Source organism: Candidatus Devosia phytovorans (assembly GCA_029202405.1).
Lineage (GTDB): Bacteria > Pseudomonadota > Alphaproteobacteria > Rhizobiales > Devosiaceae > Devosia > Devosia phytovorans.
In genome coordinates this window covers 1,819,129-1,835,466 of the sequence record CP119312.1, presented here as the reverse complement: position 1 = coordinate 1,835,466, position 16,338 = coordinate 1,819,129, and the positions used below count along the sequence as shown (strand labels likewise).

General features: G+C 61.4%; 15 protein-coding genes, 1 tRNA gene and 1 pseudogene. 11 read left to right on the top strand and 6 right to left on the bottom strand.

All coding sequences use genetic code 11. The features are described from left to right. Positions 1–3 precede the first annotated feature (3 nt). From P0Y65_09135 to P0Y65_09125, 3 genes are all read left to right on the top strand, one after another. Positions 4–1,143 carry a Gfo/Idh/MocA family oxidoreductase gene (locus P0Y65_09135; protein WEK06388.1) on the top strand — a complete coding sequence of 380 codons (1,140 nt, stop codon included), beginning with the start codon at positions 4–6 and terminating at the stop codon, positions 1,141–1,143. A 142-nt stretch (positions 1,144–1,285) separates the two neighbouring features. After that, complete coding sequence (locus tag P0Y65_09130) at positions 1,286–2,341, top strand: sugar phosphate isomerase/epimerase (GenBank protein ID WEK06387.1); 1,056 nt, start codon at positions 1,286–1,288, stop codon at positions 2,339–2,341. Positions 2,342–2,354: 13 nt separating this feature from the next. Beyond that, entirely contained in the window at positions 2,355–3,512 is a 1,158-nt protein-coding gene (locus tag P0Y65_09125; GenBank protein ID WEK06386.1) for a Gfo/Idh/MocA family oxidoreductase, read from the top strand. Between the two features lie 49 nt (positions 3,513–3,561). Here the strand turns inward: P0Y65_09125 and P0Y65_09120 are convergent, their stop codons facing one another. The 4 genes from P0Y65_09120 to P0Y65_09105 form a co-directional block, all read right to left on the bottom strand. Beyond that, positions 3,562–4,428: a TraB/GumN family protein gene (locus P0Y65_09120; GenBank protein ID WEK06385.1), complete on the bottom strand. Its 867-nt coding sequence runs from the start codon at positions 4,426–4,428 to the stop codon at positions 3,562–3,564. Positions 4,429–4,482: 54 nt separating this feature from the next. Next, positions 4,483–5,226 (bottom strand): sulfite exporter TauE/SafE family protein, encoded by a 744-nt coding sequence (locus tag P0Y65_09115; GenBank protein WEK06384.1) that lies wholly within the window; start codon positions 5,224–5,226, stop codon positions 4,483–4,485. A gap of 71 nt (positions 5,227–5,297) precedes the next feature. After that, positions 5,298–5,603: an ETC complex I subunit gene (locus P0Y65_09110; protein ID WEK06383.1), complete on the bottom strand. Its 306-nt coding sequence runs from the start codon at positions 5,601–5,603 to the stop codon at positions 5,298–5,300. Between the two features lie 41 nt (positions 5,604–5,644). Next, a tRNA-Pro gene (locus tag P0Y65_09105) sits at positions 5,645–5,721 on the bottom strand. A 113-nt stretch (positions 5,722–5,834) separates the two neighbouring features. Between P0Y65_09105 and P0Y65_09100 the strand changes: the two genes are divergently transcribed. Then, on the top strand, positions 5,835–6,578 hold the full coding sequence (locus P0Y65_09100; protein ID WEK06382.1) for a phosphatase PAP2 family protein: 744 nt from the start codon (positions 5,835–5,837) through the stop codon (positions 6,576–6,578). Here P0Y65_09100 and metC read toward each other — a convergent pair. Next, positions 6,560–7,750 carry a cystathionine beta-lyase gene (metC, locus tag P0Y65_09095; protein WEK06381.1) on the bottom strand — a complete coding sequence of 397 codons (1,191 nt, stop codon included), beginning with the start codon at positions 7,748–7,750 and terminating at the stop codon, positions 6,560–6,562. The genes P0Y65_09100 and metC overlap by 19 nt on opposite strands. Positions 7,751–7,970: 220 nt before the next feature. Here metC and P0Y65_09090 point away from each other — a divergent pair, with 220 nt between their 5' ends. The 5 genes from P0Y65_09090 to P0Y65_09070 all read left to right on the top strand — a co-directional run bounded on the left by P0Y65_09090 (position 7,971) and on the right by P0Y65_09070 (position 13,884). After that, positions 7,971–8,987, top strand: a complete 1,017-nt coding sequence (locus P0Y65_09090) for an amino acid ABC transporter substrate-binding protein (GenBank protein ID WEK06380.1) — start codon at positions 7,971–7,973, stop codon at positions 8,985–8,987. 176 nt (positions 8,988–9,163) lie between these two features. Next, positions 9,164–10,756 (top strand): ABC transporter permease subunit, encoded by a 1,593-nt coding sequence (locus tag P0Y65_09085; GenBank protein WEK06379.1) that lies wholly within the window; start codon positions 9,164–9,166, stop codon positions 10,754–10,756. Positions 10,757–10,760: 4 nt separating this feature from the next. After that, positions 10,761–11,888, top strand: a complete 1,128-nt coding sequence (locus P0Y65_09080; protein WEK06378.1) for an amino acid ABC transporter permease — start codon at positions 10,761–10,763, stop codon at positions 11,886–11,888. A 4-nt stretch (positions 11,889–11,892) separates the two neighbouring features. After that, positions 11,893–12,693, top strand: a complete 801-nt coding sequence (locus P0Y65_09075) for an amino acid ABC transporter ATP-binding protein (protein ID WEK06377.1) — start codon at positions 11,893–11,895, stop codon at positions 12,691–12,693. Between the two features lie 150 nt (positions 12,694–12,843). After that, positions 12,844–13,884 (top strand): amino acid ABC transporter substrate-binding protein, encoded by a 1,041-nt coding sequence (locus P0Y65_09070; GenBank protein ID WEK06376.1) that lies wholly within the window; start codon positions 12,844–12,846, stop codon positions 13,882–13,884. A gap of 52 nt (positions 13,885–13,936) precedes the next feature. Here P0Y65_09070 and cls read toward each other — a convergent pair whose 3' ends face one another. After that, positions 13,937–15,388 carry a cardiolipin synthase gene (gene cls, locus P0Y65_09065; GenBank protein ID WEK06375.1) on the bottom strand — a complete coding sequence of 484 codons (1,452 nt, stop codon included), beginning with the start codon at positions 15,386–15,388 and terminating at the stop codon, positions 13,937–13,939. Between the two features lie 238 nt (positions 15,389–15,626). Between cls and P0Y65_09060 the strand changes: the two are divergent. Then, positions 15,627–15,752, top strand: a pseudogene (locus P0Y65_09060) (glyoxalase superfamily protein). Between the two features lie 57 nt (positions 15,753–15,809). After that, the gene (locus tag P0Y65_09055) at positions 15,810–16,328 is read left to right on the top strand and encodes a hypothetical protein (protein ID WEK06374.1); all 519 of its coding nucleotides are present in this window, start codon (positions 15,810–15,812) and stop codon (positions 16,326–16,328) included. Positions 16,329–16,338 lie beyond the last annotated feature (10 nt).

Here is a 16,338-nt window from a genome sequence, read left to right as displayed (position 1 = left end):
CAAATGGCAAAGACCTATGGCGTCGGCATCATGGGTGCCGGCAATATCTCCAGCGCCTATCTCAAGCTCGCGCCGCTGTTCAAGGGCCTCGAAGTTCGCGCCGTTGCCGACATTCTTCCGGCCGCCGCCCAGAAGCGCGCCGAAGAATTCGGCGTTGCTGCGCAGACCCCCGATGAACTGCTCAAGAACAGCGAGCTCGACATCATCGTCAACCTGACGATCCCCGCGACCCACTATTCGGTGTCGATGGATATCGTCTCGTCCGGCAAGCACGCCTATTCCGAAAAGCCCTTCGTGTTGACCCTTGAAGAGGGCATGGCTCTCAAGAAGGCGGCCGACGACCGCGGCCTGCAGGTCGGGTCCGCTCCCGATACTTTCCTCGGTGGTGCACACCAGCAGGCCCGCGACATCATCGATAGTGGCAAGCTCGGCAAGATTATGAGCGGCACTACTCACGTCATGAGCCGCGGCATGGAGCACTGGCATCCCAACCCGGACTTCTTCTTCCAGGTGGGCGCCGGCCCGATCCTCGATATCGGACCCTATTATGTCGCTGACCTGATCCACCTGCTCGGCCCAGTCAAGCGCGTCTCCGCTTTCACCAACATGGCCCGCACCGAGCGCGAAGTGACCGCGGAAGGCCCCTACAAGGGCACTTTCGTCAAGGTCGGCACGCCGACGACCATCCACGGCATTCTGGAATTCCACTCCGGCGCCATCATCACCATCGGCGCCAGTTGGGACGTGGCCAGCCACGGCCACCATAATATCGAGCTCTATGGCACCGACGGCTCGCTCTACGTTCCCGATCCCAACTTCTTCGGCGGCGATCTGGTGACTACCGACATTGCCGGCACCAAGACCAAGGTCGAGCCTTGGGATCACCCCTTCGGCAAGATCAACCAGGATGCCGATGGCGAAAACCCGCGCGCCAATTATCGCACGGCAGGTCTCGCCGACATGATGGCCTCCATCGAAGGTGGCTATAAGGCCCGTTGTGGTCTCGACGTGGCGCTCCATGCCGTGGACGTGATGACGAGCCTGCTCAAGGCCGGTGAAAGTGGTCAGGTCCTGACCCTGTCGACCACCTGTGAGCGCCCGCTGGCCCTGACGCCGGCCGACGCGGCTGCCCTGCTCAAGTAATGATGGGCGTACCTCGTTGACAGGCATAACCAGCCGGTCAACATTGAGTGTCAGACAAAACAGACAGGCGGCGGCCATCCGCCGCCTGTCTGCTGTTACAACGAGAAATTGGGCCTCGACGCCCTGTTAGAGGAGAGATTTCATGCGGACCATCAAGGGCCCGGCCATTTTCCTGGCACAGTTTGCTGGCGACACGGCGCCGTTCAATTCCTTCGATTCCATCTGTGGCTGGGCCGCCGGCCTTGGCTACAAGGGGGTGCAGGTTCCGACCGGTGTCGGCGCCATGTTCGACCTCGAAAAGGCCGCAACCTCCAAGACCTATGCCGACGAAATCGCCGGCGTCGCCGCCAGGCATGGCATCCAGATCACCGAGCTCTCGACCCATCTCCAGGGCCATCTCGTCGCTGCCCATCCGGTGTATGACACCCTGCTCGACGGCTTTGCCCCCAAGGAAGTGCATGCCAATGCGCAGGCGCGCCAGGAATGGGCTGTGCAGCAGATGCTGTGGGCCGCCCAGGCCTCGAAGAATTTCGGCCTGACCGAACACGCGACCTTCTCGGGCGCGCTGGCCTGGCCATTCCTCTATCCGTTCCCGCAGCGTCCGGCCGGTCTGGTCGATGAGGCTTTTGACGAGTTGGCTCGCCGCTGGACACCGATCCTCAATGCCTTCGACGAGGCCGGCGTCGACGTCTGCTACGAAATCCATCCGGGCGAAGACTTGCACGATGGCGAAACCTTCGAGATGTTCCTCGATAAGGTGAAGAACCACCCGCGCGCCAACCTGCTCTATGACCCGAGCCATTTCGTGCTGCAGCAGCTCGACTATCTCGACTACATCGACATCTACCACGAGCGGATCAAGATGTTCCACGTCAAGGATGCCGAGTTCAATCCGACCGGACGCCAGGGCGTCTATGGCGGCTACCAGAGCTGGATCAACCGGGCAGGGCGCTTCCGTTCGCTGGGCGATGGCCAGGTCGATTTCGCTTCGATCTTCTCCAAGATGGCGCAGTATGATTTCGCTGGCTGGGCCGTCCTCGAATGGGAATGTGCTATCAAGCATCCCGAAGATGGCGCGCGCGAAGGCGCCGAGTTCATCAAGAACCACATCATCCGCGTAACGGAAAAAGCGTTCGACGATTTCGCTGCCTCGGGCACCGACAGCGCTGCCAACCGCAAAATTCTCGGACTGAACTAGGAGCAAGACGAAAATGGCTGAAAACGGCGCAAAGCGCATTCGCCTCGGCATGGTCGGCGGCGGCACCGGAGCCTTCATCGGCTATGTTCACCGCGTCGCCTCCCGTATCGACGGTGACTATGAATTGGTGGCTGGTGCCCTCTCGTCCCGCCCCGAAGTGGCCAAGGAGTCGGGACGCAATCTCGGGCTCGCTGAAGACCGGATCTATACTTCCTATGAGGAGATGGCCCGGGCAGAAGCGGACCGCCCCGACGGCATCCAGGCGGTTTCAATCGTCACGCCCAACCACATGCACTACGGCCCGGCCAAGGCCTTCCTCGAAGCCGGCATCCACGTCATCTGTGACAAGCCGATCACCTCGACGATTGAAGACGCCCGCAAACTGGCCGAGATCAAGCCCAAGAATGGCGCCAAATTCCTTCTGACCCACAATTACACGGGCTATCCACTGATCCGTCAGGCCCGCGAACTGGTCGCCTCCGGCGCCTTGGGCAAGATCCGTGTCGTTCAGGCCGAATATCCGCAGGACTGGCTGGCCGAGCCCGTCGAACAGGCCGGCAATGCGCCCGGCGCCGAATGGCGCACCGATCCGGCCCGCTCAGGCGCCGGTGGCGCCATTGGTGACATCGGCACCCATGCCTATAACCTGTTGCGCTTCGTGACTGGGCTGGAAACCGACTCTGTTTCCGCCGACCTGACCAGCTTCGTGCCCGGCCGCCGTCTCGACGACAACGTCAACATCATGCTGCGCTTCGCTAACGGCGCCAAGGGCATGCTCTGGGCCAGCCAGGTCGCCGTCGGTTGCGAGAATGGCCTGCAGCTGCGCGTCTATGGCGAAAAAGCCGGTTTGGAATGGCGCCAGGACAATCCCAACTACATGTGGTTCACCGAATTCGGCAAACCCAAGCAATTGCTGACCCGCGGCGGCTCGATCACCGGCTCGCCGGCTTCTACCATGAACATCCGCATCCCCTCGGGCCACCCCGAAGGGTATCTCGAAGCCTTCGCCACGCTCTACAGCCAGTTCGCTGCAGTCATCCGCGGCCAAGGTGCCGACTATGAGGGCCTGTTGCCTTCGCTGGCCGACGGGGTCGAAGGCATGCAGTTCATCATGGCCTCCGTCCAGTCGAGCCAGAACGACAGCAAGTGGACAAAACTCAGCGACGTCTGATCGTTACACGGTCAAGATTCGAGAGGGGCGCCCAATCTGGCGCCTTTTTTCATTGCACGCGTTCGACCGTGTAACCCGCCTTCTCCAGCAGATCGAGCACGCTATCGTCGCCCACCAGATGCGCCGCGCCCACGATCACCAGATTGTTCTGGTTCTCCTCGAGCATAGCCTCCAGCGGCGGGATCCAGTTCCTGTTCCGGTCGTAGATTAGCCGGTCCATGAAGGCCGTTTCAAAGCCCCCCATTTCCATCAGGAACATATCCGCCAGCAGGTCTGCCGTGCCGGCCGACCAGTGATCCAGCATCTTGGTCATCACCTTGGGCAGCGTGTGCATCTCGTCCAGCGTGGACTGCAGCATGGCCACCTGCTCCTCCTCAGGCGCGCCGGCCAGAACGTCGAGCTGCTGTTTGCCCGTTTCGAGAAAGACGAGGCGATCCCGTTCGATCTCCGGCTGAAGCAGAAGTTCGACGCCCTGCTCGTTATACCCCTCGGCGGCCAGCGCCGCGACGCTGAGCGTATTGGTCGCCATCCAGGGCTTCATCGCCAGGATTGGCCCCAGCTGCAGGCCGACTTCGCCGGCATAGTCCCGCAACTGCACCTCGAGGTCGTCCCCGATCACGTCGGTCAGCAGCGTCCCGTCGACATAAATGCCCCGCGCAAAGGCTGCGCCGCCAACGGCGGCCATGGCTTGTGGTCCGACATCGGCCTCGAACACCACTTTGTCTGCATCCGCGAGAATGGTGTCGAACAGCTCGGTCCGCCACTCCAGCCCTTCGGGAAGAATGTGGAATGACCCGAAAATCCACAGGACACTGTCCTGGTCGCGCACCTCCCACAACCCCGGCGCCGCAAGGGCCGGACTGGCCAGGCCAAGCGCCGCAAGGGCAGGGATCAGGCAGCGGGGGCTGAGCTTCATCGGCATATCCTCTCTGTCGTCTATCCTCTCAGATAGGGTAGCGAACGCAAATCGCTAGAGCCACTGCGTCAGGCTGCCCCAGACCAGGGTTAACCCCGAGATAAGCAGCAGCACCAGAATCAGCCGGCGGAAGGTCCTCGTTGCCAGCCGCCGGAACAGCAGTACGCCAAGCACAGCCGGGATCATCAGCGCCGGCGTGATCCAGGCAAACATCACCAGCACCTCGTTCGTGATCGACCCCGCCAGCACATAGGCCGTCAGTGTCGCCACATGCATGGCGATGTTGAACGCCTGCAGGACGCCGCGCTGCGTATCCTTGTCCCAGCCACGAAGCGTCGTCCAGAGCGTCGGCACCGGCCCGGAAATCCCGGCCAGACCACCCAGCACACCACCGGCAAAGCCCGAAAACCCGTCAGCCACCCGGCCACCATGGCGGAAGGTGAAGTCGGCCGGCAGCACCAGCATCAGCGGGCAATAGAGCAGCAGGAACAGCCCGAGTGCGAATTTGAACACCGTCGGATCGAGCCAATGCAACAGCAGCGCACCCAGCGGCACGCCGATCAATCCGCCAATCACCAGCGGCCACAGCTTGCGAATGTCAAAGCCGCGCCACACCCAGGGCAGGGCGACCAACTGCCCGACCAGTGCCCCGAACACCGACATCGGCGCCGCCATCTGCGGTTCCACCGCCCAGGCCCAGATCGACAGCGCCACCAGCGAAAAGGCAAAACCCGAGACGCCCTGCGCGAAGCCGGCGGCGACCGCGCCCAGCAGAATAATCAGTAGCCCTCCATCCATACGCTTTCCTCCAAAAGCAAAAGCGCCACAATTTCTTGCGGCGCTTTGTTAAATCTCGGTCTGAAGCTGGCCTAATGCGTCCAGGGCGTCTTGCGGTCATGCCGGAAATTATCCGGATAGCTCACCTTCTTTGGTGTGGCATCATGCGCTGGCTGCACCGAATAGGCGATGCCGTTCTTCTGCGCATAGGCTTCGGCTTCTTCCTGGGTGTCGAAGCTCAAGCGAACCTGCTGGCGGGTGTCACCCGAGGTCGTATAGCCCATCAGCGGATCGATCGACTTGGACTCGGCAAGCTCGTGCACCAGCACCCAGCTTTTCGATTTCCCTTTGCCCGACTGCATGGCGTTACGAGCCGGGCGGTAGATACGGGCGGTCATGCACAGTCCTCAACACGATGCGCTAAACGCTTCAAAGGCGATGGTCGGAGTACAAAGATTCGAACTTTGGACCCCCGGTTCCCAAAACCGGTGCTCTACCAGGCTGAGCTACACTCCGAGATCGCCGCACTCCGTTAGCCTGTTCGGCGGCTTTGAGCAAGTGTCACAACATCAGCTTATCAACTATCCCCGCAATGCATTCTCCGGCGGGGGCCAGGACAGATGTTGGATTTGAGAAAACGCTGGCCACTCGGCCTCTGTCACGACAATTGGTCGCGCTACCTCAAGGGACTACTCCTGATTCTCTTCGCCTTGCTGTTTTTCGATGTCTGGGCGTCGCGCAGCGCCATCGAAACACCCGAGGTCTGGCGCGCGCCCTATGCCTTCGTGACCAGATTCGGCCTGCCGGATGGCGTGCTGATTCTGAGCCTCGTCATTTTCCTCCTGACCGTCATTGGCATGCGCCTGGTTCCTGCCGGTTTGTGGCGCCGCGCGACCCGGGAACTGTGTCAGGTTTCAGCTTTCGTCTTTCTGACGATTGGCGTCTCCGGTCTCGCTACCAATATCCTCAAGCGCCTGATCGGCCGCAGCCGCCCGGTCATTTACGATCAGGTCGGCGCCTTCGATTTCCGCTATGTGCTCAATGACTGGACCTTCCAGAGCTTTCCCTCTGGTCATTCGACCACAGCCATGGCCACCGCGCTCGTTGTCGGTTTCCTCGCGCCGCGCCTCTTCATGCTGGTCCTGCTGCTGGCGCTGGCCACGGGCCTGTCGCGCATCATGCTCGGCCAGCACTATCCCACCGACATCGTTGGCGGTTATGTCGTCGGCATCATCGGCGCCTTTGCCATGCGCAACCTCTTCGCCCGGCGCCGCTGGCTGTTCGCTGAACGGCCAGATGGCACCGTGCGCTTCCGGGATCTGCCAAACCTCAGGCAGGCATGGCTACGCCTCTTTCAGCGCGCCGCTGCGTAGCGGTTGATCGCTGCCGCCAGGTCGGCCTTGAGATCGTCCACGCCTTCGAGCCCGATATGCAGGCGGAAGAGATTGCCTTCCGCAGTCCACGGCTTGGCCGTGCGGTTTTGGGTCAGCTTCACCGGCAGGCAGAGACTTTCAAACCCGCCCCAGGAATAGCCCATGGAGAAGAGTTCCAGGTGATCGAGGAATGCCGCCACCGAAGCGCGCGGGGCAGGGCGCAGCAACACGCCGAAAAGGCTACCCGAGCCCGAGAAGTCGCGCTTCCACAGCGCATGATCAGGATGGCTCGGCAGCGCCGGATGCAGCACCTGCACAACCTCGTCCTGCTCTTCGAGCCAGCGCGCAATCTCCAGCGCCCGCTCCTGATGCTCCTTCATGCGGATCGCCAGGGTGCGCAAGCCGCGGGCGACAAGAAAGGCGTCGTCGCCCGAGGTGAAAAAGCCCAGTTCGCGCCGCACCCGCTCGACGTCGCGCCACGCCTCTTCCGTAGTCGAAATCGTGCCGGCAAAGGCATCGGAATGGCCCACGAACATTTTCGTGCCGGCATGCAGAACGATGTCTGCCCCCAGCTCCAGCGGCTTGAGATAAAGCGGGCTGGCCCAGCTGTTGTCGACGATCAGCCGCGCCCCGTTGGCATGTGCCGCCTTGGCGAGTGCGGGCAGATCCTGCACCTCGAAGGTCAGAGAGCCGGGGCTCTCGGCCAGCACGGCCCGCGTATTGGGCTGTATCAAGGCGTTGATCCCCGCCCCGATGCGCGGATCGTAATAGCGCACGGTGACACCCATCCGCGCCAGGAACCCGTCGCTGAACGAGCGCCCCGGTTCGTAGGCACTGTCGGTGACCAGGATGTCGTCACCCGCCTTGACGCAGGCCAGCAGCGAAATGGTGATGGCAGCGAGCCCTGACGGCACCAGCCTGGTGCGATAGGCGCCTTCCAGTTCGGTCACGACGGCCTCGACGCATTCCGTCGTCGGATTGCCGGCGCGGCCGTAAAGGAAACGCTGCTCCTGCGCTTCGATATCGGCCAGGGTTTTGAACAGGATCGTCGATCCGCGATAGACCGGCGTATTCACGAATCCGAACTGGTCCTCAGGCACGCGTCCATGATGGGTCAGTAATGTCTCGACAGAGGCCTTGTGCGCACTGCCGCTTTTTTTGTCATTCGTCATAGGCTCAATGCTCAAATTCGGATCAACTTCGATTATCTGTCTAAATAAGAGACAGCCTTGCTGTCCCAAGCGGGCAAGAGCCCTTGACGCAACGGTCAATAGACGCTTGCATGCTTACCAGCATCACACCGCCTTTCAAGGGCGGCGGTGCCACCGGGGACGATGGCGCAAGCTTTATGAGCTCCGGGGACAAAAGGTCAGGAAACAAAAGGCAATCTCAATGAAAAAAATGCTCGTAACGTTTGCTGCTGCAGCATCGCTTGGGCTGGTCGCGACGGCTGCGCAGGCTGCCACGCTCGACGATGTCAAAGCCAAGGACTATGTACAGTGCGGCGTGACCGGTGGTGTGGCCGGTTTCTCCGCTCCCGACGCCAACAATGTCTGGGCTGGTCTGGAAGTCGACTTCTGCCGCGCTGTCGCTGCAGCCATCTTCAATGATGCCGAAAAGGTCCGCTACACGCCGCTTACCAGCCAGGAACGCTTTGCCGCACTGTCGGCCGGTGAAATCGACATCCTGTCGCGTACCACCACCTGGACCATGAGCCGCGATACCGATCTGGGCATCAGCTTCATCGGCACCATGTATTATGACGGCCAGGGCTTCATGGTCCGCAAGGCTGACGAAATTGCTTCGGCCATGGACCTCAGCGGCGCCGCAATCTGCATCGAATCGGGCACCACGACCGAACTCAACGCTGCCGATTATTTCGCGGCCAACAGCCTTGAGTTCAACACCGTCGTGTTCGTCGATCAGGACGAAGTCGTGAAGGCCTACGAAGACGGTCGCTGCGACGTCTACACCACTGACGCTTCGGCGCTCGCTGCCGAGCGTTCCAAGTTCGCCGTTCCGGATGACCACATCATCCTGCCCGAAATCATCTCCAAGGAACCCCTGGGTCCGGTGGTTCGCCAGGGCGACGATCAGTGGTTCAAGATCAACCGTTGGGTCTATTTCGCGCTGCTAGAAGCCGAAGAACTGGGCGTGACCCAGGCCAATGTTGACGAGATGCTCGGTTCGGACAATCCGGCAATCAAGCGCCTCCTCGGCGTTGAGGGCGACTTCGGCACCCCGATCGGCCTCACCAAGGATTGGGCCTACCAGATCATCAAGCTGATCGGTAACTACGGCGAATCCTTCGACCGCAACGTCGGCCCCTCGACCGATATCGGCCTGGAGCGTGGTCTGAACGCGCTGTGGACCAACGGTGGTCTGCAGTACGCTGCCCCGATCCGCTAAGTCTCGATAGACAAGCCCGGCGCTCCTCAACAGGAGCGCCGGTTTTGGTTTTGAACGAGCGTTGTGTTCCGGACTAGGACGGCTCTGCCGTTTGGCGTCGTGGCGTAAGCCGCGCCGGCGAAGCCTTCCCGTTTCCTGATGCAGCTTTCGCTTCGCAGCAAAGGAATGCATGCCCAATGGCTGTGCACGAAAATCTTGGCGCTGCGCCGCCGCGCACCTCCCTGCTCAATGACCCGGTCTTCCGCGGCATTGTCTATCAGGTCGTGGTCGCGGCAGCCGTTATCGCCTTCATTGCCTGGATCGTGGTCAATACCGCGGCCAACCTGGCCCTGCAGAACAAGACAACGGGTTTCGACTTCCTGTTCCGCACCGCCGGCTTCGACATCAGCTTCGTGCTGTTTTCCTGGGATCGCACATCCCTCTACTGGCAGGCATTTCTCGCCGGTCTGCTCAACACGCTGCTCGTGGCAGCGATCGGCATTTTCTTCGCAACGATCCTGGGTTTTGCCATCGGCATAGCGCGGCTGTCCTCCAATTGGCTGATCGCCCGCGTTGCGACGGTCTACATCGAGACCATCCGCAACATTCCGCTGCTGCTGCAGTTGTTCTTTTGGTACTTCGCCGTGCTCAAGGCCATGCCGGCCGTGCGTGACAGCTTCCTTCTGCCGCTGGGCATCTACGTCAACCAGCGCGGCATCATGGTGCCCAAGCCACTGCCCGATCACGAATTCCTATGGGTCGCCGTCGCTTTCGTCGTCTGCCTTGTCGCCGCCATCGCCATCGGTGTCTGGGCCACCCGCCAGCGCACGCTCACCGGCCGATACCCCAATGCCATTGTGCTCGCTGCCCGCGTCGCCAATGCCATCGTGATGTTCGCACTCGGCTTCTTTGCCTTCACGCTTCTTGGCACTATCGTCCCAACCCTGGGCCAGCCTTTGATTGCGGCGCTCGGTGGTGCGATCCTGGCTGGTGCAACCTTTACGCCATTACGATCCTATGCCGGCGGCTTTATCGCCTTTGCCATCAGCTTCGTCGTTGCCTCTTACCTCCTCAACGGCATGTTCGGCCATCTGCTGATGGGCGCCGAAGTGGTGGCAGATGCTGCGGCCGAGGACGCTTCGGCAGCCGCGCCGCATATCCTCTTCATGCTGATTGGCGCTATCCTGGGCCTTCTGGTGGGTTGGCTAACCATCCAGCGCATCGCCGGCACGGTGGTCGACGACAGCAAGTTCCCCACCGCCTTGCCCATTCTGGTGGTCGCGGGCATCCCGCTGCTGATCTATTACCTGATCGGCGCCGAACTGGCCTTCGAAGTCCCCGAATTGCAGCGCTTCAATTTCCGCGGCGGCGTTCAGCTCCCGCCTGAGCTGGTCGCCCTGGTGTTCGGCCTGTCGATCTATACCGCCGCCTTTATCGCCGAAAACGTTCGCGGCGGCATTCGTGCCGTCAACAAGGGTCAGACCGAAGCGGCCCAGTCGCTCGGCATCAAGGAAGGCGACCGCCTGCGTCTGGTGATCATTCCCCAGGCCATGCGCGTCATCGTTCCGCCGCTGACCAGCCAGTATCTCAACCTGACCAAGAACTCGTCACTCGGCGCAGCCATCGGCTATCCCGAACTCGTCAACGTCTTCATGGGCACGACGCTCAACCAGACCGGCAAGGCAATCGAAGTGGTCGCGCTGACCATGGCCGTCTATCTGACCTTCTCACTGCTGACCTCGGCATTCATGAACTGGTACAACGGCCGCGTGGCCCTGGTGGAGCGGTAGAACCATGACCATTGACCTTGGCTTCGTCCGCAAGGACTTCATCCCCGCCAAGCCGGCCCCGGGCCGCACCGGCGGGCCCGTTCTATGGCTGCAGCGCAACCTCTTTGCCACGCCCACCGATACGCTTTACACCGTCATCGGCATGCTGTTCCTGTTCTGGGCGGTTCCGCCCATTTACAACTACATCATCGGCCATGCCGTCGGTCCGACCGGCACGGTCCTCGAATGCCGAGCCGAAGGGGCGGGAGCCTGCTGGGCCTATATCTATGCCCGCTTCAACTTTTTCATCTACGGCTTCTACCCGATCGACCAGTACTGGCGCCCCAACATCGTCTTTGTGATGCTGGCGGCATTGATCGTCATGCTGCTGACGCCCTCCGCGCCCTTCAAGCGCACCACGGCGGTCTTCTTCTTCCTGGTCTTCCCGGTCGTCAGCTTCTATCTGCTCAATGGCGGCGTCTTCGGCTTGCGCTATGTGCCGACCGGCGAATGGGGTGGCCTGATGGTCACGCTCATCATCTCGCTGGTGGGCATTATCTGCTCCTTCCCGATCGGCATCCTGCTCGCCCTCGGGCGCCAGTCCAAAATGCCGATCATCAAGACGCTCTGCGTCATGTTCATTGAACTCTGGCGCGCCGTGCCGCTGATCTCGGTCCTCTTCATGGCCTCGATCATGCTGCCGCTCTTCATGCCCGCCGGCACGACGGTGGACAAGCTGCTGCGCGCCCTGGTGGGTGTCACGCTCTTCACCTCGGCTTATGTCGCCGAAACGGTCCGTGGCGGTCTCCAGGCCCTGCCACGCGGCCAATATGAGGCCGCCGCGGCGCTGGGTCTCGGCTATTGGAAGCGGATGTATTTCATCATCCTGCCCCAGGCGCTGAAACACGTCATCCCGGGCCTCGTGAACAACTTCATCGCCCTGTTCAAGGACACGTCCTTGGTCTCCATCGTCGGCATTTTTGACCTGCTCGGCACCGTGCAGGCCGCCAGCTCCGACATCGACTGGGCATCGCCAACTCAGGCCATCACCGGCTATCTCTTCGCCGGTTTCATGTTCTGGATTTTCTGTTTCGCCATGTCACGCTATTCGCTCTGGATGGAGCGGCGCCTGGACACCGGGCACAAGAGGTAAGTCAATGAGCCAAGTTTCCGAAACCACCGTCGAGCGCAACATCGACACCTCTCACATGCAGGTCTCCCAGACGGATGTGGCCATCGACGTCGTCGGCATGCACAAATGGTATTCCGACTTTCATGTGCTGCGCGATATCAACCTCAAGGTGATGCGCGGCGAGCGCATCGTCATCGCCGGGCCCTCGGGTTCGGGCAAGTCGACGCTGATCCGCTGCATCAACCGCCTCGAAGAGCACCAGGAAGGCCAGATTATCGTCAACGGCACCGAACTGACGGCCGATCTGAAGCGCATCGACGATGTCCGCCGCGAGGTGGGCATGGTGTTCCAACACTTCAATCTCTTCCCACACCTGACCATCCTGCAGAACCTGACTTTGGCGCCGATCTGGGTGCGCGGCATTCCCAAGGCCGATGCCGAGGCGACTGCCATGCACTATCTGGAACGCGTCAAGATCCCCGAACAGGCCAACAAATTCCCCGGCCAGCTTTCGGGTGGCCAGCAGCAGCGCGTCGCCATCGCCCGCTCGCTCTGCATGAAGCCCTCCATCATGCTGTTCGACGAACCCACCTCGGCGCTTGACCCCGAAATGGTCAAGGAAGTGCTCGAGGTGATGATCAGCCTCGCCGAAGAGGGGATGACCATGATCTGTGTGACCCACGAAATGGGCTTTGCCCGCCAGGTCGCCAATCGGGTTATCTTCATGGATCAGGGCCAGATCATCGAGCAGAACGATCCGGAGAGCTTCTTCTCCAACCCACAACACGAGCGCACCAAGCTGTTCCTCAGCCAGATCCTTCACTGAGGTTCTGCGTTCGGCTGCACAATCCAGGCCCCTTGCTGCAAGGCAGGGGGCTTTTGCATTGTCCCGTGGAATTGAGGCCGGCAGGCCGGTCCCCGCCTTGACCCCGGCACTCGGCCTGCCAATATGCGGGCAACGAAGGGACCTCGTTCATTGACCGGAATTTTCAAGCGATTGCTGTCAGCGGCTTCAGGCCTCGCCTGCGCGCTGACGCTCGCGGTGGTGCCTGCCTCTGCCCAGAAAATCGAGACGCTGCAGCTGGTTCAGGATCGGGGCTTCCTGATCTGCGGTGCCACCAATCCGCTGCCGGGCTTTGCCCAGCAGGATGCCAGCGGCCGCTGGTCGGGCTTTGACGTCGATCTCTGCCGCGGCATTGCCGCCGCCGTTTTCGGCGATCCCAACAAGATCGAATTCCGCTCGCTGCGCGGTGAAGCGCGCTTCGCGCCGCTGCAGACCGGCATGGTTGACGTCCTCACACGCAACGGTCCCTGGACCGAGCAACGCGACACCACCTATGGCGCAACCTACGTTGGCACCTCGTTTTTTGACGGCCAGGCTTTCCTCGTGCCGCAGAGCATGGGCGTCGTTTCGGCCTTCGAACTCGATGATATCAGCATCTGCATCGTCAATTCCGGCGAAGAAGTGGAGCGCATCCAGTCCTTCTTTTTCTCCAACCAGGCCCGCTATACCGAAGTGCCCTATGAGGATGTCTCGGACCTCGCTGTCGCCTATCTCGCCGGCCGCTGCCAGGTGGTTTCGGCCTCCGGTCGCCAGCTCCAAGCAATCCGTCGGGCGCTGCCGGATCCCTCGGCTCATCGCATTCTGCCGGAGCGGATTTCCAAGGAAGTCATGGGTCCGGTGGTCCGCGAGGGTGACCAGCAGTGGCTGAATATTGTGCGCTGGACGTTGTTTACACTGGTCAATGCCGAGGAGCTGGGGATCACTGCGGTCAATGTCGACTCCCTGCTGGCGGCGCGGACACCGGCGGTCCGTCGTATCCTCGGCGTCGAGGGTAATTTCGGCGCGCCGCTTGGCCTCTCGCCCGATTTCATGGCCGATGTCATTCGGGCAATTGGAAATTATGGCGAACTCTACGACCGCAACTTCGGCCCCGAAACCGGCGCCGCCCTGCTGCGCGGCCAGAATGGCCTGTGGTCAAACGGCGGCCTGCAATACGCGGCCCCCGTCCGCTAGCGCGCCAGCATGCTGGACGACTTCTTGCCATGTCCCCGCAAGACAGCTGATGTCACAGCACTGGCGAGAACAATCGGGCCGCCTGGGTCAGGAAACGCATCCATAGCGACCGCGTCTTGACCTCTTCGATATCCACCACACGGCACTTGCGGAAATCCTCCACCAGCATGGTCTCGACATCTTTGATCGTCTGCTGGTCGGCAAACCAGAGGGTGATCTCGAAGTTCAGCCCAAAGCTGCGATTGTCGAAATTGACGCTGCCGATGGAGGCGATCTCGTCGTCCATCAGCACCACTTTTTGATGCAGGAAGCCATCGGTGTACCGATGAATGGCGACGCCATGTTCCACCATGGCATCGGCATGGGCGATGCTGGCCAGCCAGACGATCTTGTGGTCGGGCTCGTCGGGCAGCATCACGCGCACATCGACGCCGCGGAGCTTGGCCGCGAACAGCGCCGTACGGATATCGGTATCCGGCACGAAATAGGGGCTGACGATCCAGATGCGCTCGCGCGCCCGCCCGATGATATCGGTAAAGGCGATGGCGCATTCTTCCAGCTTGTCGGCCGGCCCGCTGCCCATCACCAGCACCGACTGGTCACCCGGCGTCGCCACGCTCTCCGGCGGCGTCGAGGGCAGGGTGTCGCCCGTCGCCCATTCCCAGTCCTCGCGGAACAGCAGCGCGCAGCCCAGGGCTGCCGGGCCTGAAACGCGCACATGGGTATCGCGCCAATGCCCGAATTTGGGATCCTCGCCGAGATATTCGACGCCCACATTGTGCCCGCCAACCCAGGCATGCTCGCCGTCGACAACCACAATCTTGCGATGATTGCGATAGTTGATGCGGCTTGGGCCGTAGAAGCGAAGAAATTTGTGGCGCTGGTTGAACCCCGCCACCCTGATCCCGGCCTCGCGCAACTGCGTGCGATAGCGCTTGGGCATGCCCGTGCTGCCGATATCGTCATAGAGCAGGAAGACTTCGACGCCGGCCTTCGCCCGCTCGATCAGCCGTTCGGCCAGTTCCTTGCCCAGCGCGTCGTCGCGCACGATGTAGAACTGCACTAGCAGATACTTTTTTGCCCGGGCGATGCCTTCGAAGATCGAGTCGAAGGTCGCCATGCCATCGACCAGCACCTCCACCTCATTGCCGGTGAGGAAGGGCACTTCCGACACCTTCACCTGCACCGGCCATTTGTGGCTGGTTTCGCGGTCGATCAGCGCAAGGTCCTTGGCCCGCAGGGGACGGGCCGCGCGGCCATTGCGAATGCGGTCGGTGGCATAGTCATCGAACGCCTTCCAGCCCAGCACCAGATAGAGAAAGGCCGTGGGGAAGGGCAGCAGCGCCAGCGCCAGGATCCAGGCAATGGACCCTTGCGAGGTGCGAGAATTCATCACCTCGCGTACCGCGCAGACAAAGGCGAGCAGATAGATCGCCAGCGTGATCGCCGCCACGATATGGAAATCGGCGATAATCGCCTTCAGCAGATCATCAATGCCTATCAAGGTGCCTCGCCGGATTCGTGGGACGTTCACTGTATCAGGGCGTCCCTTTCGGACAATCCCGCCAGTTGACATCGGACCATTCGCCGCTAGGCTTGACACAAGGCTCGTGCAGCCCGCCGCTCGCACCCTCCGGGGACGGTGAATGCACGTCTATCTGCTGGTTTGACCCTGTGACACGGGCAGGCCGTCAGTAACGCGAGCGCTGACTGATAGTCTTGCCCATCAAGAGGATCAGACCATGCATAGCTTCATGGATGCAAAACTCATGGCCAAGCTGCTGCGGCAGTCACTGGCCGAACGGCAGATCGAACTTTCGCACAGTGACTGCCTTGAACTGGTCGCGCGCCAGTTCGGCGTTGCCAACTGAAATATCCTGAGTGCAAGGATTGAGGCCACCGCCCTGCAATCCTTACCCCTGCAAATGCCCGAAGGCTGGGCGAATGGTGGTTTTCAGCCGGACGGCTACTTCCGCATCGGGCTGGACCCCGCCAACACGGGTTGTGCCCTCATCGTCAGCACACCCCTGGCTGACCATGCCCTGCAGGATCAATTCGGCACCATGTCGCAGAGCATCAATGCAGAACCCTATCGAAACAACGCGGTTCGCGTTGCCTGCCAACTGTCCTCGGAGCATATCGATGGCGCCGGCACGATGTGGCTCCGCGTTGATGATCGGCGCGGCACCGGCCTTCGCTTCGCCAATCTATTGGACATGAAGGATGTGCACCTCAAGGGCACGCGGGACTGGGCGGATTTCGCCATCACCCTCGATGTGCCTGATGAATCGGTCTCGATTCACTATGGCTTCCTGCTGCAGGGACGCGGCTTGCTGCGGGCGCGCAACTTCACCGTCGAGCTGGCGGCAGCGACAAACCAGCCTGAACGCCGCCGCGCCTATCGTCACGAGCTGCCGATCAATCTCGGGTTTTCAGCGCCGTAAGCCCAGGGGC

Bases quoted from the DNA above. Each gene is read 5' to 3' on its own strand.
- P0Y65_09135 (WEK06388.1), top strand. From the start codon at position 4: ATGGCAAAGACCTATGGCGTCGGCATCATGGGTGCCGGCAATATCTCC.
- P0Y65_09130 (WEK06387.1), top strand. From the start codon at position 1,286: ATGCGGACCATCAAGGGCCCGGCCATTTTCCTGGCACAGTTTGCTGGC.
- P0Y65_09125 (WEK06386.1), top strand. From the start codon at position 2,355: ATGGCTGAAAACGGCGCAAAGCGCATTCGCCTCGGCATGGTCGGCGGC.
- P0Y65_09120 (WEK06385.1), bottom strand. From the start codon at position 4,428: ATGAAGCTCAGCCCCCGCTGCCTGATCCCTGCCCTTGCGGCGCTTGGC.
- P0Y65_09115 (WEK06384.1), bottom strand. From the start codon at position 5,226: ATGGATGGAGGGCTACTGATTATTCTGCTGGGCGCGGTCGCCGCCGGC.
- P0Y65_09110 (WEK06383.1), bottom strand. From the start codon at position 5,603: ATGACCGCCCGTATCTACCGCCCGGCTCGTAACGCCATGCAGTCGGGC.
- metC (WEK06381.1), bottom strand. From the start codon at position 7,750: ATGACGAATGACAAAAAAAGCGGCAGTGCGCACAAGGCCTCTGTCGAG.
- P0Y65_09090 (WEK06380.1), top strand. From the start codon at position 7,971: ATGAAAAAAATGCTCGTAACGTTTGCTGCTGCAGCATCGCTTGGGCTG.
- P0Y65_09085 (WEK06379.1), top strand. From the start codon at position 9,164: ATGGCTGTGCACGAAAATCTTGGCGCTGCGCCGCCGCGCACCTCCCTG.
- P0Y65_09080 (WEK06378.1), top strand. From the start codon at position 10,761: ATGACCATTGACCTTGGCTTCGTCCGCAAGGACTTCATCCCCGCCAAG.
- P0Y65_09075 (WEK06377.1), top strand. From the start codon at position 11,893: ATGAGCCAAGTTTCCGAAACCACCGTCGAGCGCAACATCGACACCTCT.
- P0Y65_09055 (WEK06374.1), top strand. From the start codon at position 15,810: ATGCCCGAAGGCTGGGCGAATGGTGGTTTTCAGCCGGACGGCTACTTC.